Source organism: Teichococcus aestuarii, assembly GCF_003116135.1.
In the GTDB taxonomy this organism is placed as follows: domain Bacteria; phylum Pseudomonadota; class Alphaproteobacteria; order Acetobacterales; family Acetobacteraceae; genus Pseudoroseomonas; species Pseudoroseomonas aestuarii.
The window spans coordinates 45308-59026 of sequence record NZ_PDOA01000023.1 but is presented as its reverse complement, the minus strand read 5'-3'; the positions used below and the strand labels follow the sequence as shown (position 1 = coordinate 59026).

Here is a 13719-nt window from a genome sequence, read left to right as displayed (position 1 = left end):
AGCACCGCGGCCAAAGCGGGCATGCGGCTCATGGCATGGCTCCTTCCTCGGTGATGGAATATTCGGTGACCTGCAGGCCGAGCGGATTGTGGGTCACCAGCTGCCAGGACGGCACCTTGACCCCGGCCCGGAAGCGGATGGTGGCCGAGTAGTTGCGGATGAGGGGGCGCTGACCCTCGGTGCGCTGGATGCGGGTGAACCAGACCTTATAGCTGTCGGGATCCCGACCGCCACAGCCTTCCAGCGCCGCGTCGCGGATACAGAACAGATTCTCGGTGCGGCGTTCGATCTGCGCCTGGGTCCGGGTGCCATAGACCCGGAAGGGGCTCTGCTCGTTCCGGGGATCGACGCTGGCCTGGTAGGCGTCGCCCACCGCCTTGTCCGAGAGGATGTAGACGAATTGCTGCGCCTCAGGATGCCCGGCCGAACTGTAGCCTTCGCGGGCCGCCACATAGCGCCAAAGGGTCGCCGACATAGCGGCGCGGCGATCCGAGGTGGTCAGGTCCCGCTCCGAGGCCGAGGTGCGGAAGGTGCCGTCGCTGTTGAAGGCGACGTAGACGATCTGGGTCTTCTCGCGCGCCAGCAGGAAGACCACGGCTCCGGCCAGCGCCACGGAAACGACGATCTGGCTGATGCCCGTGGCCATGGCCATGCGGGAGCGTCGGTTGTCGCGCCGCTGCGAAGCCGCCTGGGACTGGAGGATGCGCTGGTAATGCGCGGCCGCCTCCTCGGGGCTGACCAGGGCCGCCGTGGAGCTGGCCCGGAAGGCGGCCATCGCTTCCTCGGGTGCGGACGAGGCGCTCATCGCAGATCCTCCGGCGCCGGCGTCCAGAGGCCGGCATTCAGCACAAAAGGCGTGCCCTGGCAGGCCCGTGCCTCCTGCGCCGCATCCAGCCCGGCGCAGCCCGTCAGTGCGGCACAGGCCAGGGTCAGAACCAGGACCAGCGGTCGGAAAGCGGACATCATGACGGATCGGGTCCTTGTTGCTGTCTCAGCGGCCGCCACGGCCCATGCTCCGCTTGATCGAGGCACCGATGGCCGCGCCCATACGGGCGGCCGACGCCGTGCCGCTCACGGCCGCGCCGCTGGCGACTTTGCCCCCAGCCAACCCGGCGCCGACGCTGGTCGCGACACCTGCGCCACCACTGCCACCGATCGAGGCCAGCATGGGCAAGCCGACCATGATCAGTGAGCAGATGAAGAACCAGGCACAGAGGCTGAGGAGATCGGAAATGGTCGCCGACATGCCGTTGTCGGCGGTGAAGCGTTGCTGGATCCAAGTTCTACCGCCGGCTAGCGCGACCTCTGTCATGACCCAGGAATACAGGGTAAGCGCGGAGACGGAGATCAGCTTGCCAAACCAGTCGAAGACATACTGCCGGCTGGTCTCGAACAGGGCGGCGATCAGCAGGAACGGCCCGGCGGAGATGATCAGCGCCGTGGCCACGCGCGCGACCTGCCACACAGCATAAACGAACGCCAGGAAGAGGTGCAGGAACAGCTGGACGATGCTGACGGAGATACTGGCGCGGATGTTCCAGAACGGGTTGCCGATGCGCTGATCCGCCAGAGCGACGACGTGCTCGATCGCTTCCGCAATACGAGTAAAGCGCTGGGCAGCCGTGATGCTGACGGTGCCGCCATTCAGCGCGGAGGCGATGGCGTTGGGAATCGTGGTCCAGAAAGGCTCGCGAATGATGGCATTGTAGTTGCCGACCTGCAGCAGCGCGAGGACGATGAGACCCAGGATAATCTTGCGGACACCCCAGCTGACCGTCATGTCGCCACGCAGCATCAGGACGGCCGCAATCAGCACCAACAGCATCATGGCGCCGCGCAAATAGGACAGTGTGAATGCGATCCCGCCGGCAATGACGCTATCCATTGCCTGAATGGTCAGATCATCAAAATAGAGGGCCCACTGCTCGTACATCGACGATCAGGTCCTGCCGCAATACTGCCCGAGCATTCCTCGCTCGGCAGGCGGTCTCTGGCAGGCAGACTTGATGGCCCGCTGCATGAGAGGGCTTTCAGTCGGATCAAAGTCTGGGATGGGAGAGGATGGTGCGATCTTCCTGGCGCGCTCGCGATCCTCGGCCTTCTGCGCATTGCCGCAGACCGGATCCTGACCCAGCCGCATATCGTCGCGACATTTCCTCAGCCAGGCGCCGCGCTCCGCCGGATGCGCCTGGAACCACGGGATGTCGTGCTCCGCCGCCATGGCGGCGGCCGAGGTGAGCAGGAGCATCACCAGAGCAAGACGGTGCATCACCAGCCTCCCAGGGCGCCGGCGGTGGCCTCGGCGTGGCGGTCCACATCCTGCCGCCATTGCTGCTCATAGCGTTGCTGCGTCACGCGGTTGTCCGCTTCCAGCAGCATCTGCGTCTGCTGCAACTGCACCTGCTGCAGCGCCAGCTTCTGGCCCACCAGGGCGATCCCCGCCTGATGCGCGGCCACCGCGGTGCCGTCCGGCTGCGCCTCGATCTCCGCCTGCATACGGTCGAGCGACGCCATCTGCGCCTGCGCGTCCACCAGCGCCTGCTCGCTCATCGCCTTGGCATTGGCGGTGACTGTTTCCCGTCGCGTCATCTCGCGGGTCCATTGATCCACCGTGGGCGGGATGTAGACGCGGTCGAGGTCGATCTGCCCGGCGGCCCGTCCCAGGATGGAGGCGCCGCGCATGGCGCCCATCAGCTCGCCCGGCAGCGGCAGGTTGGAGCTGGACAGGCCCCCCACCGCGCCCGTCAGCCCGCCGATGCTGGTGGCGTGGCTGATAGCGTTATAGGTCGCGACCAGCTGGCGGTATTGCATCTGCATCTCGCGGATCTGCGTCAGCAGCCGCTCGGCCTGCAGGATGTTGTAGGTGGCGTTGCCGGGATCCCACACCACCCATTGCGCCTTGGCGGGCGGAGATCCGGCGCCAAGGAGGGCCGCGCCGACCGAGGCCAGCAGGAAGCGCTTCATGGGGGTTCTCCCTCCGCTGTCGTCCGGCGCCGTCAGGTCAGCACCAGGTGGTGGTCCAATTGAAGGGGCTCGCCTGATCAGCCTCGACTCTCATGATGGTCCGCTGATCTCAGGGACCGGCCTGGGTGCCTTCCCGCAGCCGCCGCCAGAACACCGGCAGCCAGACCGAAGGGTCCTGGCCATGGTTGCCGATGGTGTCGGCCATCAGCCTGATGGTGCCGGCACGGCTGGACAGCACCGCCAGATGCTCGGGCAGCGCTCCGAGATCCATCAGGCAGCGCACGGCGTAGCTTTCCCGCATCAGGATCTTGGAGCGTGGGCCGACCAACATGTCGCGGCTGACCGCCTGGTGGATGCGCGGCGAGCAGCCCAGCCCCTCGACATAGCTGTCGCGGCGCGCATCCGGATTGGCGTAGAGCACCCGCGTCTTGGCCTGGGCGATCAGCGAGGCACCGACCGGGTGCTCCAGGATGTGCTCGGGCTGCTGGATGGCGAGGTCGAGTGAGACCTCCTTCTTGCGGCCGGTGAGCACCAGATCCTCGAAGCCGCGCGCGAAGCGCATCTCTGGGGCGCCGTTGATCATGGCCACGGGCGGCATGTAGGCCCGCCCCTCATCGGCATGCACCACGACACGACGGCCATCAGCGACCAGCCCGGTGCGGTAGAGCAGATAGGCGGCCAGCGGCGGCATCACCGCCGCGTCCTCCAGAACCTCCGTTGGATCGACGCTGGCGAAGGGGGCGCCAAAGTCGAGCCGATCCGCCTCGCCATCGAAGGCCCAGCCGCGCGCGTTGCCGCGGCACCACACCTCCAGACGGGCCCCGTCGCCCAGGGCATCCCCGTGGTCGAGGAACTGGCGCACCCCGGCCAGGCTGCGCATGGTGGCGGGCATGCGCATGATCCAGGCAATGCCCTTGTCGAGGCGGCGATTGCTGTCCGGCCGCAGTGCGCCGCGCCCATCGGCCATGATCAGGCCGGAGATGAATTCGTGCAGCCAGGCGCGATTGGCCTCGGTGTTTGTGAGGCCGCGGAGCGGCGCCGCGCCACTGTCCAGGCCACGCCGGATCCGGGCCACCGGCCCGCCCATGGCGCGCACCAGGATCTCGTTGGCGCCGTCCTTGTCGAAGAGGATCTGGCTGCCGCCCTGGCCGCCCACCAGCGGATCCAGCATCACGGCGTCGAAGGCCATGTCCAGCGTCTTGCCGGAGCCGGTCGGCCCGAAGCGCAGCCGGTGGCCGACATCGCGCAGGTGCCACGGCACCTCATAGGGCGTGTTGCCGACCGTGCGAACGCGATACAGCGGCTGGCCCCAGTGATGGCTGGCGTCACCCCGGGGATGCGCGTGCATCGACGACATGGCGGCAAAGGCGACGCTTGGCAGGCCACCGGCCCGGGCGCGCAGATAATGCGGCGAGCCGGGCAGCTGCGCCCAGAAGGCGCCCTCAACCCCGGCATCCTCGGTGGCCACCACGGCGCCGGCATCGGTCACGGCGTTGCGGGCCCGGGCACCCCATTCCTCCAGATCCGCCAGCCGGTCGGCGTGCACGGCCAGGGACCAGAGATGCTCGCCCAGCACGTGCTCGCCCCGGTCGACGGCGTCCATCGCCTCATCCAGCTCCAGGCGGAGCGACACGGCGCGGTCGCCGGCATTGCTCATATGGCGGGCGCGCAGCGCCATCTTGTCGCTGGCGCTGGTCCGCCCGAAGAACCCGAAGGAATTGGTCAGCACAAAGCGGAAGGGCTGGCCGATCAGCTGGTCGAACATGCCGACCCGCCAGCGGGTCGGATAGATCCGGAAGCCCAGCATCAGCCCGTGCGGGCATTCGGCATAGTCCCGGGCCGGGATCTCGACGCGGAACCCCTTGTCGGCGAAGGTGACGCGGTCATTGTAGAGCGCGGCACCCATTTGCCCGCCCTCCACCAGCGGCACCGGCATCCAGCGCGCGTAGAGCACCATCCGGTGCGCCTCGGCGATCTCGCTGAACAGCACGCCGCCCTCCTCCCGCACGCCGAGCCGCCGCGGCTGGAAGCCAGCCAAAGCGCTCATGGCGGCGCGGACCTTGTCCTGCAGCATGGATAGGCGCCGGTCGAGCCCGAGATCGCGCACAGGCTTGCGGCGACGCAGGGCCAGCGGCGCGCGCGGCCGGACGATCAGGGTCAGGAACCAGGTCGTGCCGCGCAGCCCGGCCAGGCAGGCCTGGTAGTCCCGGGCCAGGACCGCGCCATAGAAGGTGCGGTGTTCCGCCGGCGGCAAGGGGCGGACACTGTCGTGCTGGATCAGGTGTTCGTAGATGGTGAGTTCCGGCTCGGCGATGTTGCGGAGCAGCTCGGCCCGGACGGCGTGGACGGTGTTGAGCGCCGCATTACCGGCAAGCTCAAACGGGTAGCCCTCGACCTCGATGACGGCGCAGAGCGAGCCGTCGCGCATCATCATGACGTCCGGCGCGACATGCCCGTGATGCGCGGCATAGGCCGTCGCGGTCCGCTCGAAGAACGCGGAGGCCAGGCCGTCAAACATGCCAAAGCCCCCTCACCTCCTGCCGGCGGTGCCGCCGGCTGAGCGGAAAATGCGCGATCGACGCACCACCCCAGCGCGGCGCGTCGAAGGCGGCGCTGGAGGTGCGGAACCAGACGCCAATCACTGCCAGCGCGTACCAGTCGCGCTCCACCCACCAGCGCAGTGGCGCCCAGATGGCGACAAAGAGGCCAGCGGCGCTGATGGTGCCCGACAGCCCACCCCAAAACATCGCCAGTTCGACGCAGACCAGCCCCAGCAGCAGGCAGGCCGAGAAGGGCAGACCGATCCAGGGCACCAGCGGCGGCCGGGTGGCGCCCAAGGGGATCATCCCCTCCTGGCGGTCGACCTCCTCGGCCCGCGCCATGTCAGATGCCCATCCAGCCGACGATTGTCTCGAGGTTGGCCACCACCAGGCCACCACCGAGCACGCAAAGGATGGCGGCGCCGCGGAACTGCCACAGGAACAGCATCACGCCGATCAGGCCGACTGCTGCCATGGCCAGGCCACGGATCCAGGTGCTGCGTGCCCATTCAACACCCAGGGTGAAGGGATCGCCGCCCTGGGCCAGGGCTAAATCCGGCAGAAGCAGCCCGGCCAGCAGCGCGAGGGAAAGGACGCCAAGGATGCGGTTCCGCGCGCCAGCCCCGCGGGCCAACGCTTTATGGGCGAAGAGGGACGTCATTCGGACCTTCCATGGTGATGCCGCGCAGCCTGACCGGCGCCGCCGGCTCAAGATCGGGCGGCGGGGGTTCCGCAGCATCCGGCTGCGGGCAGCGTGCCCAGACATCCCACGCCGGCACATCACAACGCAGGCGTGCGGAGATGGGAGCATCAGGGCGAGGTGGCGGCACCGCCGTCGCGCCATCGACATCGCGACGGCGGAGCGCGGGCACGATCTCGGTCTGGTAGGCAGTGTGAACCTTGCCAACGTAGCCGTTGGTCAGGCCGCGCGTCGGCGTGCCGGTGTTGTAGCAGGAGAGCGTGGCATCCAGCCGCGCCGCCTCCGGCCGGTCGTCGCCAAAGCGCGTCCAGCAATCAACCAACACATCGGCGGCCACGGATAGGGCTGAACAGGGATCAAAGGCCGCCGCGATTGGCAGGCCGAGACGCTGCAGATGGCCGGCACGGTAGTTGATCTGCGCCAGGCCCAGGTCGATGTTGTCGATGCCACTCGACAGCAAGGCCTCGACCGCGGCAACAGCGTCGTCAGCCGAGTTGAAACGCCGCGAGGAGGTGGTGCGGCCCTTCACGTTCGTCGCGACGACGAAGGGATGGTAGCGGCTCTCCGTGCCGATGACGGCCAGCAGCGTGCCGCGATCCACAGCCGGCGCGCAGCTCGGCGCTAAGGCGAGCACGGCCGCGAGGGTCAACGCGACACTCATCGAGAGGCTCGGCCCCGTAGCGCCAGCACGCTGGAGCCGCTCTCCAGGCGCGGATGGCGCCTAGCGGTCGAATGCCCCGTCAGGCCGATCCGAAGGCGCTGGCTCGCTCGCTGCCGCGAACAGCGTACGGTACTTGCGGAGCTTGGGATCGTCGGCCTCATGCAGGACCATCGGGCCCGGGTAGTGCAGCTCCTCGCGAACAAAGCCGACCAGGCGGGTAAGGTCGCGCCAGGAACGGGTGCCCCGGCCGGCCCACAGGCCAATGGCCACGTAGCCACGCCGCCAGGAGGCGGCGAAGTAAGGCACGAATTCGGCCCGGCCGTCTGATCCACGCTGCATGACGATGATGACGTTCTCGATGCGGCCACCATTGGCGATCGCCGCGCGCGCATCCCCCTCAGCCATGAACTGTGGCACCCGGCCTGCTCTCCCTTTTGGAGGAGAGGGGTATCGGATGATTCGGGGCCGCTCGGCAACTCACGGGTTGACGGGGGGAGCCTTGCCCCGGCCGGGTCTTGATCAAGGCTGCCGGAGCCGAGCGACAATGCGGCATGGCGAATAGGCGCGGGAGCCTCCGCGGGGACTGCGACAGAGGATGACGTTCCAGCCGAGCAGGCACGGGGCCGTTCCGGCGGGCGCCGGTAAATCGGTGCCGCCGAGTACCGCTGATCACCTAATCCGGGTTTGGTCGTCGACATCACAGACCTGCCCTCATCACCATCCGAACCGCTCGCCGCCGCATCACCGCCAGCATCAAGATCGAAAAGAGGATTCCCCAATTCTCTAATCTGCTTTGTCCTCACGGGGTGTGAGCGTATGGGTGCGCTAGCGCTCCGGCAACCCGTTTTTGGCGAGACAGGAAAGAAAATGCAACCCTGACGTGTTCGATCTGACGGATGATTCTGCACCGGCAATATTGCGTTCTCGCAAGATCGCATCCGTCTTCTTCCAGAATCAACCAGCAGAGCTTCTAGTGGTAGGCTTCATCGAAGATGGATTGATCGCTGCCGATCAGCGCGGATTCGGTGGTTGAGCGATGTTGAGCCGGTGAGCAGATCGCTGTCAGCCAACATCGCCTCTGCGCGCCACCAACATCATGCTGGTTGCATCTCTCGGGACAATCGAGGCAGAGGATCTGCGGCTTCGCTCTGCAGCTGTCAGACGGAATACCTTCAGAAGAAGGCATCGCGGTCCTTCCAGCGCCCCAGGAGGTCGCCGGTCTCGGAGGAGTTCCTGCGATCGGACGACGGCCTCGCGGGGGGCTGGCGTTCGTTCGGCCTCTGTCGGCCGTTCTGGCTCATTCGGCCGTTTTCGGGCATCCTCGCCGCGGGAATCCACTCTGGGTGGCGGCCCGCAAAAGGAACTGGAGCCTGTTGGATACCGAGCATGGTGCGCCCGCTGACCGAGAGAACGGCCAACATGGCCAAGCTGGACGCTCCTTTGCCTGCAGGCTTTGCGAAAGCCATTCAGCAGCTCGTGGACCAACGTAATCGCGAGGGGGGGCCTGGCCACAGGCGGCTCTACCCTCGGGATCTGCACGAGGAAGCCCTCCGTGAACTGATTGGGCGGGCTGAGGCTGGAGAGGCCATCCTGTTCCTGGCGCCGCCCTCCGCGAAGGTCCGCAAGTCATTCTGGATCGACCAGGATCTCAAGCATGGCGTCGACCGTCTCGCGACGGAGCACGGCGTCACGAGAACGGCTGTGTTCGTGACGGCCTTGCACACCTACCTGGAGCGGCAACAGGCTCCCTCCAGCTGAGCTTTCGGTCGGAAAAAAATACGCGATATGCGTATCTTTATGGCTGGACATTCGCCTCGTCGTCACGGCAAGCTGGTTCTGCTCGCTACGGTTGTACCGGAGCGGGCGTGATCTCAACCGCCTTCTGGGGCCGATGATGGCGCGCTGATAGAGAAAACGGCCGGTGCCTGGCAGCACCGACCGTTCCTGAACTCGGCAACCCTAAACTGGGCTCCATTTGCAAACCCAGGATAGGTTTTGGCCTTCCTCCTCGTCAAGCAACCTCTTGCCTGACGACAGGAGAGTCGCGTTTGATGAGTTCGGGCGGCGCGCTCGCGAGGAGCGAGCCATGATGAGTGATCAACCCGTGCCACGGCTGCCACGACGCACGGGGCGACGTCGCACGACTGGCGCGCAACTGCAGGCGGTTGCCGGCTTGTCCGGACGCCTCGATGAACTCGACCGCGGTCGCGTGCTGGCCGCCTTCAAGGCGGCGGCTCCCGCCATGGGCTATACGCCTTGCGTGGTGCATATGCTGGATTTGCTGTTCCGCTACTCGGCGAACCAGGACTGGAAAGCCGGGCAGCTCCGCTATGTATGGCCCTCCAACGAAGTGTTGGTCGGCAGCACCGGGCTCACGCTCAGCGGTGTTCGCAAGCGGCTACGCCGGCTGATCGACCTCGGCCTGATCCGCGCCCACGACATCGGCACCGGGCGACGCTGGGGACACCGGGACGCGCAGACCGGGTACATTCTGCAAGCATCAGGCTTCGATCTCAGCCCCGTGGGTGAGCGGATGACCGGGTTCGTCGCCGTGGCTGAAGCGGTGGAGGCGCGTCGGCGTGAGATCAGGATGCGGCGCCGGGAGTGCAGCGCCTGGTCGCGTAAGACGCTCTCGCTCACCGACCATGGGATCGCGGCCGGAGGGAGCGACGTGGATTGGTCGTCTCTCGCGACAGAGGCCGAGAGGCTCGCCGCCTTGGTGCGCGCCGAGGGCGATCCCGTGGAACTCGCCGCCATCGAGGCTCGTCTCCGTCGCCTCCACGAGGAGGCCGAGCGGCAACTTCGGATCGCCTCGCCGGCCCTGGAAGTGGTGGACAGTGCACCCCAGGATGCGCTGCCGGGCACCCCTATTACACCTACAACCCAGCTTTCTATTTCTGAAGCAGTGACAGCAGCGGAAGGACATCCAGCGCACCACGATGGCGGTGCTACGACCAGGTCCGCCATGACCGAGCCGATAGTGGCACGGCAGCGATTTGGCCAATGCGGCGACTTGCTCAATGGGTTCCCTATGAGCCCCGCCCTGTTGCTGCATCTTGTCCCTGCCTATCGGGATTGGGTGAGTTCGGCCGCACCAGCTTGGGACGACATCCAACAGGCTTGCGAGGTGGTGCGTGCGCAGCTGGAGATCCCACCACAGGTCTATGGCCATGCCAGGATGGTGTTCGGGACAACCGGAGCGCTCGTCGCGATCGGCACCATCGCCGTCAAGCATGCTGCGCAGCGCGTCCACAATCCTGCAGGATACCTGCGGCGCATGATCGAGCGGCATCGTTACGGTGAACTGCATCTCGATCGGACACTGCACGGGCTTGCCGCCGCTGCAGCCCGAGAAAACTGAGGTCACGAATCACTGCGCGGTCCGGCTCTTCGCCAGAAAGTTACACAAACCTCGGCCCTTCCTCCATCACAAAGCGAACTTCCAATGCCTTGATCAGGCGAGAGGTGGCTCTTCTCGGAGGTGCTTTCCGTCAATCCGGCCCACCGGCGTCACGCTTATCAACCAGTTCTCCGTTCTTTATTTGTTTTACGAGTCTCATTTAGCGTCGCGCTCATGCCTGACCCCTCGCAACCTCCCGCCCCGCCCCGCCCCGCCCCGCCCCCTTTCCCGCTGCCGCCCGGCCTGTCCGCCGCCTCTGCGGAGGAGGTGGCGGACGCCCTGGCCTATGCGCTGCGCTATGACGAACGCGGCAAGCCGCCCCCCTCCGACGGCCAGTTGGTATCAAGCGATATCAGGAGCCCGGCCACCGGCTGTTGATTTGCGTTGAGACCTGGGCTCTCCCGCACTTTCCATGCTGCTGTTTTGGCCTCATGAGGGGCAGAGAACGCGGGCACGAAGGAGTTCAAAGCCGGCGCGGCCGCACATCGTGCGCTTGATCATCTTAAGCCGGTTGATCTGGCCCTCGACAGGGCTGGTACTCCAGGGCAGATCGAGCGCGGCTTGCACAGCCGCGATGTCTTTGCGCAACTCGGCGACAAAGCTCGCGAGAGGGGTGGCAACGGCCTCGTCCAATACTCCATTGAGCCTGTCGTCGCTCTGCCGCCGCAGCAGGCGGGCAATGCGCTTCGCGACAGCCACTGTTGCTTGCAGGACAGGTACTTCGCCCAGCAGGCGCATGACGAATGCACGGTCGAGTTCAGTGGGCATTTCGCCGTTTGCCATCAGCAGGCGCGTGGCAGTCCTCCGCTCCACGATTAATCGAGACACCCCGCAAGCGGACAGTATCCGCCGATGGGGTGCACGATGACGACAGAGACGATGGATGCCGCTGGTCCTGGCCGGGGTGGTCGGATGTTGCGGCAGCGCAAGCGGGACGCTGTGCTTCGGTTGCTGCGTGGCGAGGATCTGGAGACGGTCTCGCGGGCGCTGGGTGTGACCGCCGCAACGCTCAGCGGCTGGCGCGACGCCTTTCTGGCGGCTGGCGAGGCGAGCCTGGCGACGCGGCCTGCTGATGGTGAGGCGCTGGAGAGCGAGCGGCTCAAGGCCAGGCTGGGCGAGATGCTGCTGGAGCGCGAGCTGCTGGAGGCCAAGGTCGCGGCCCTCGAGGGTGGACGCCCTTTGGCCCGGCGGAGGTCACGGCCATGAGCCTGACGGTCTCGCCCAGCAGCGGCAGGTGTCAACGCCGCTCAAATTGTCCTCAGAAGTGCCGAGGTAAAATTCCTCAGTTTGGGTTTGGGGATCAGCCGTTGCTGGGATCGGCACCTCTTGGCTTGGGCGGCCTGCCCCGGCGCGGCGGTGGGGCGTGCGCGAGGGTGCTGGCCGCAGGCCGCAAGCTCTCCGGCACCAGGTCGGCATGCTGGCGCAGGCGGTAGCTGGAGCCCTCGATCGACACGACCACCGCATGGTGCAGCAGCCGGTCCAGCAGCGCGGTGGCCACCACTGGATCACCGAACACCTCGCCCCATTCGGCAAAGCCGCGGTTGGAGGTCAGGATCATGGCACCGCGCTCGTAGCGGGCGTTCACCAGTTGAAAGAACAGGTTTCCGTTGCTGCTGCTGATCGGTAGGTAGCCGATCTCGTCGACGATCAGAGTGACGCGCGGCAGAGAAAGCGGATCCGCTCCCGCAGGTTGCCCTCCCGTTCGGCCCGGCCCAGCGAGGCGACAATGTCGGCCAGCGTCGCGAAGTAGACGCTATGGCCGGCCCGCACGGCCTCGACGCCAAGGGCGATTGCCAGATGGCTTTTGCCCGTGCCGGGTGGCCCGAGCAGGTGCACCACCTCGTGACGGGCAATGAAGTCGAGCTGTGCCAGCGCCAGGATGCGATGCCGGTCCAGCGAAGGCTGGAACGCGAAGTCGAACGCCGAGAGCGTCTTGATGGTGCCGAGGCGTGCCATCTGCAGCGCCGCTTTGATCCGCCGGCTCTCGCGCAGGGTCAGTTCCTCTGCGAGTAGCGCCTCAAGTGCCTCCAGGGCGCCGACCTCGCCACGCTCGATCTGGCGCATCATATGGTCGAGCATCTCCAGGGCGCGGGGCATGCGCAGGCCAACCAGATGGCGGCGCAGCCGCTCCAGGGTTGGCGGGACGGAGAGGTCCTCCCTCATTTCTGCAGGCCCTGGTTGGCCAGGCGCTGTCCGACGGCCGCGTAGAATTCGAGGGAACGGCGGGAGACCACCTCGCCCGAGAGGACCGGCAGGAGAAACTCCTCGCGCGGTGTCGTGCTGTTGGCCGGAGGCCGTTGGCGGCGATGTCCGCCGGCGATCCGCCGCTGGCCACGCCCCTCGAGCACCGGATGGCTGGCGATGAGCCGCCCCGCCTCAAAGATCTGCACCGCGTCTGCCAGCCGGTGCACCTCCACCGGTCGCCGGCGGGTGCTGTCCGGCACGCTATAGAGGTTGCCATCCACCGAAACCATGCCGTCGCGGGTAATCCGGCGCTCCAGGCGCAGCGTCGCCTGGAAGGGCCCTGCCGGCAGCGGCTGTAGGTGCGGCCGCTCCTCGGCAAAGTGCGCGGCAACCACCCGGCGCGTGGTCGCATGCACCCGGGCGTTGGCCACCTCGTCCAGCCACTGCTGCAGCTGGGCGTTCAGGTCGTCGAGGTTATGGAAGCTCCGCGCCAGGAAGAAATCCTCGCGGACATAGCGGAACGGCCGCTCGACCTTGCCCTTGCTCTGCGGCCGGTAAGGGCGACAGGCCTTGGGCAGGAAGCTGTAATGGCCAGCACAGGCCAGCAGGGTGCGGTTGTAGGCAATGCCCTCCGCAGCATCCTCGCCGGTGACGGCCGTGCGCATGCGATCGTAGAGGATCTCCGCCGGCACCCCGCCCATGGCCTCAAAGGCAGCCAGGTGGCAGCGCAGCACCGTCGGCAGGTCCTGCTGCAGCACAAAGCGGGCCCAGAGCCAGCGGCTGTGCCCCAGCACCAGGGAGAACAGCCAGACGATGCGCACCACGCCGGGCTCGTCCGTGAACTCGGTGCGGAACTGCGCGAAATCAACCTGGGCTTGTCGGCCAGGCGGTGTCTCGAACCGCTGCTCAAAGCCGGGAGCCGCGACCGGACGGATATCGCGCAGCAGGTCAGTCAGCCGCGTATAGCCGCCCGTGTAGCCCCGCTCACGCAGTTCGCGATGCAGACGGCGGCCGGTCAATTCCGGGAAGGCCGCCACCCTCTCCCGCAGATAGGGCACGAACGGATCCAGCAGCATCGTCCGCGGTGCCCGGGGGCCATAGGCCGGCGGCTCCAGCCCGCGCGCAATGTGCTTGCGCACCGTCTTGCGGTCAAAGCCCGTCCGCCGGGCGATGGCGGACACCGACAGGCCCTGCCGGTGCAGGTCCAGAATCATGATGATGTCTCCCAGTCTGACCACCGGCGCCGCCTCCCTCAGGACCGCGGCAGCAT

Annotated in this window: 17 protein-coding genes and 1 pseudogene; 4 read left to right on the top strand and 14 right to left on the bottom strand. The window is 66.9% G+C overall.

All coding sequences use genetic code 11. The annotated features are described in order from the left end of the window. Window positions 1-28 precede the first annotated feature (28 nt). The 10 genes from CR165_RS21180 to CR165_RS21135 all read right to left on the bottom strand — a co-directional run bounded on the left by CR165_RS21180 (window position 29) and on the right by CR165_RS21135 (window position 7270). A complete protein-coding gene (locus CR165_RS21180; RefSeq protein ID WP_109518920.1) occupies window positions 29-805 on the bottom strand; it encodes a VirB8/TrbF family protein in 777 nt (258 codons plus the stop codon). Next, on the bottom strand, window positions 802-966 hold the full coding sequence (locus CR165_RS21175; RefSeq protein ID WP_109518919.1) for a type IV secretion system lipoprotein VirB7: 165 nt from the start codon (window positions 964-966) through the stop codon (window positions 802-804). The genes CR165_RS21180 and CR165_RS21175 overlap by 4 nt, the downstream gene beginning before the upstream one ends. Before the next feature lie 25 nt (window positions 967-991). Further along, entirely contained in the window at window positions 992-1933 is a 942-nt protein-coding gene (locus CR165_RS21170) for a type IV secretion system protein (RefSeq protein WP_109518918.1), read from the bottom strand. A 6-nt stretch (window positions 1934-1939) separates the two neighbouring features. After that, on the bottom strand, window positions 1940-2269 hold the full coding sequence (locus CR165_RS21165; RefSeq protein ID WP_109518917.1) for an EexN family lipoprotein: 330 nt from the start codon (window positions 2267-2269) through the stop codon (window positions 1940-1942). Further along, entirely contained in the window at window positions 2269-2964 is a 696-nt protein-coding gene (locus tag CR165_RS21160) for a type IV secretion system protein (RefSeq protein ID WP_109518916.1), read from the bottom strand. The genes CR165_RS21165 and CR165_RS21160 overlap by 1 nt, the downstream gene beginning before the upstream one ends. Window positions 2965-3073: 109 nt before the next feature. After that, complete coding sequence (locus CR165_RS21155) at window positions 3074-5482, bottom strand: VirB4 family type IV secretion/conjugal transfer ATPase (protein WP_109518915.1); 2409 nt, start codon at window positions 5480-5482, stop codon at window positions 3074-3076. Further along, window positions 5475-5846: a VirB3 family type IV secretion system protein gene (locus CR165_RS21150; RefSeq protein ID WP_109518914.1), complete on the bottom strand. Its 372-nt coding sequence runs from the start codon at window positions 5844-5846 to the stop codon at window positions 5475-5477. Before CR165_RS21150 ends, CR165_RS21155 begins: the two co-directional genes overlap by 8 nt. A 1-nt stretch (window position 5847) precedes the next feature. Further along, entirely contained in the window at window positions 5848-6165 is a 318-nt protein-coding gene (locus tag CR165_RS21145; protein ID WP_146201973.1) for a hypothetical protein, read from the bottom strand. After that, entirely contained in the window at window positions 6143-6853 is a 711-nt protein-coding gene (locus tag CR165_RS21140; protein ID WP_181378276.1) for a transglycosylase SLT domain-containing protein, read from the bottom strand. Before CR165_RS21140 ends, CR165_RS21145 begins: the two co-directional genes overlap by 23 nt. A gap of 72 nt (window positions 6854-6925) precedes the next feature. Beyond that, entirely contained in the window at window positions 6926-7270 is a 345-nt protein-coding gene (locus CR165_RS21135) for a hypothetical protein (protein ID WP_146201972.1), read from the bottom strand. A gap of 475 nt (window positions 7271-7745) precedes the next feature. Here CR165_RS21135 and CR165_RS25190 point away from each other — a divergent pair, with 475 nt between their 5' ends. From CR165_RS25190 to repC, 3 genes are all read left to right on the top strand, one after another. Further along, complete coding sequence (locus CR165_RS25190; RefSeq protein WP_181378275.1) at window positions 7746-7898, top strand: hypothetical protein; 153 nt, start codon at window positions 7746-7748, stop codon at window positions 7896-7898. A gap of 353 nt (window positions 7899-8251) precedes the next feature. Further along, the gene (locus CR165_RS21130) at window positions 8252-8623 is read left to right on the top strand and encodes a hypothetical protein (protein WP_109518910.1); all 372 of its coding nucleotides are present in this window, start codon (window positions 8252-8254) and stop codon (window positions 8621-8623) included. 328 nt (window positions 8624-8951) lie between these two features. Beyond that, window positions 8952-10226: a plasmid replication protein RepC gene (gene repC / locus CR165_RS21125; RefSeq protein WP_109518909.1), complete on the top strand. Its 1275-nt coding sequence runs from the start codon at window positions 8952-8954 to the stop codon at window positions 10224-10226. Between the two features lie 468 nt (window positions 10227-10694). Here repC and CR165_RS25440 read toward each other — a convergent pair whose 3' ends face one another. After that, the gene (locus tag CR165_RS25440) at window positions 10695-11033 is read right to left on the bottom strand and encodes a transposase (RefSeq protein WP_109518908.1); all 339 of its coding nucleotides are present in this window, start codon (window positions 11031-11033) and stop codon (window positions 10695-10697) included. A 96-nt stretch (window positions 11034-11129) separates the two neighbouring features. On the opposite strand from CR165_RS25440, the pseudogene CR165_RS21115 reads away from it, so the two are divergent. After that, window positions 11130-11500, top strand: a pseudogene (locus CR165_RS21115) (helix-turn-helix domain-containing protein); the annotation flags it as partial. Window positions 11501-11565: 65 nt separating this feature from the next. Here CR165_RS21115 and CR165_RS26060 read toward each other — a convergent pair. Genes CR165_RS26060 through istA form a run of 3 tightly spaced genes read right to left on the bottom strand, consistent with a single transcriptional unit; the run spans window position 11566 to window position 13687 of the window. After that, window positions 11566-11865 carry an ATP-binding protein gene (locus CR165_RS26060; RefSeq protein ID WP_281262119.1) on the bottom strand — a complete coding sequence of 100 codons (300 nt, stop codon included), beginning with the start codon at window positions 11863-11865 and terminating at the stop codon, window positions 11566-11568. Between the two features lie 47 nt (window positions 11866-11912). Next, complete coding sequence (locus CR165_RS26055) at window positions 11913-12428, bottom strand: ATP-binding protein (RefSeq protein WP_281262117.1); 516 nt, start codon at window positions 12426-12428, stop codon at window positions 11913-11915. Then, complete coding sequence (istA, locus tag CR165_RS21105) at window positions 12425-13687, bottom strand: IS21 family transposase (RefSeq protein ID WP_109518907.1); 1263 nt, start codon at window positions 13685-13687, stop codon at window positions 12425-12427. Before istA ends, CR165_RS26055 begins: the two co-directional genes overlap by 4 nt. Between the last annotated feature and the right edge of the window lie 32 nt (window positions 13688-13719).

Bases quoted from the DNA above. Each gene is read 5' to 3' on its own strand.
- CR165_RS21180 (WP_109518920.1), bottom strand. From the start codon at position 805: ATGAGCGCCTCGTCCGCACCCGAGGAAGCGATGGCCGCCTTCCGGGCC.
- CR165_RS21175 (WP_109518919.1), bottom strand. From the start codon at position 966: ATGATGTCCGCTTTCCGACCGCTGGTCCTGGTTCTGACCCTGGCCTGT.
- CR165_RS21170 (WP_109518918.1), bottom strand. From the start codon at position 1,933: ATGTACGAGCAGTGGGCCCTCTATTTTGATGATCTGACCATTCAGGCA.
- CR165_RS21165 (WP_109518917.1), bottom strand. From the start codon at position 2,269: ATGCACCGTCTTGCTCTGGTGATGCTCCTGCTCACCTCGGCCGCCGCC.
- CR165_RS21160 (WP_109518916.1), bottom strand. From the start codon at position 2,964: ATGAAGCGCTTCCTGCTGGCCTCGGTCGGCGCGGCCCTCCTTGGCGCC.
- CR165_RS21155 (WP_109518915.1), bottom strand. From the start codon at position 5,482: ATGTTTGACGGCCTGGCCTCCGCGTTCTTCGAGCGGACCGCGACGGCC.
- CR165_RS21150 (WP_109518914.1), bottom strand. From the start codon at position 5,846: ATGGCGCGGGCCGAGGAGGTCGACCGCCAGGAGGGGATGATCCCCTTG.
- CR165_RS21145 (WP_146201973.1), bottom strand. From the start codon at position 6,165: ATGACGTCCCTCTTCGCCCATAAAGCGTTGGCCCGCGGGGCTGGCGCG.
- CR165_RS21135 (WP_146201972.1), bottom strand. From the start codon at position 7,270: ATGGCTGAGGGGGATGCGCGCGCGGCGATCGCCAATGGTGGCCGCATC.
- CR165_RS21130 (WP_109518910.1), top strand. From the start codon at position 8,252: ATGGTGCGCCCGCTGACCGAGAGAACGGCCAACATGGCCAAGCTGGAC.
- repC (WP_109518909.1), top strand. From the start codon at position 8,952: ATGATGAGTGATCAACCCGTGCCACGGCTGCCACGACGCACGGGGCGA.
- CR165_RS25440 (WP_109518908.1), bottom strand. From the start codon at position 11,033: ATGCCCACTGAACTCGACCGTGCATTCGTCATGCGCCTGCTGGGCGAA.
- CR165_RS26055 (WP_281262117.1), bottom strand. From the start codon at position 12,428: ATGAGGGAGGACCTCTCCGTCCCGCCAACCCTGGAGCGGCTGCGCCGC.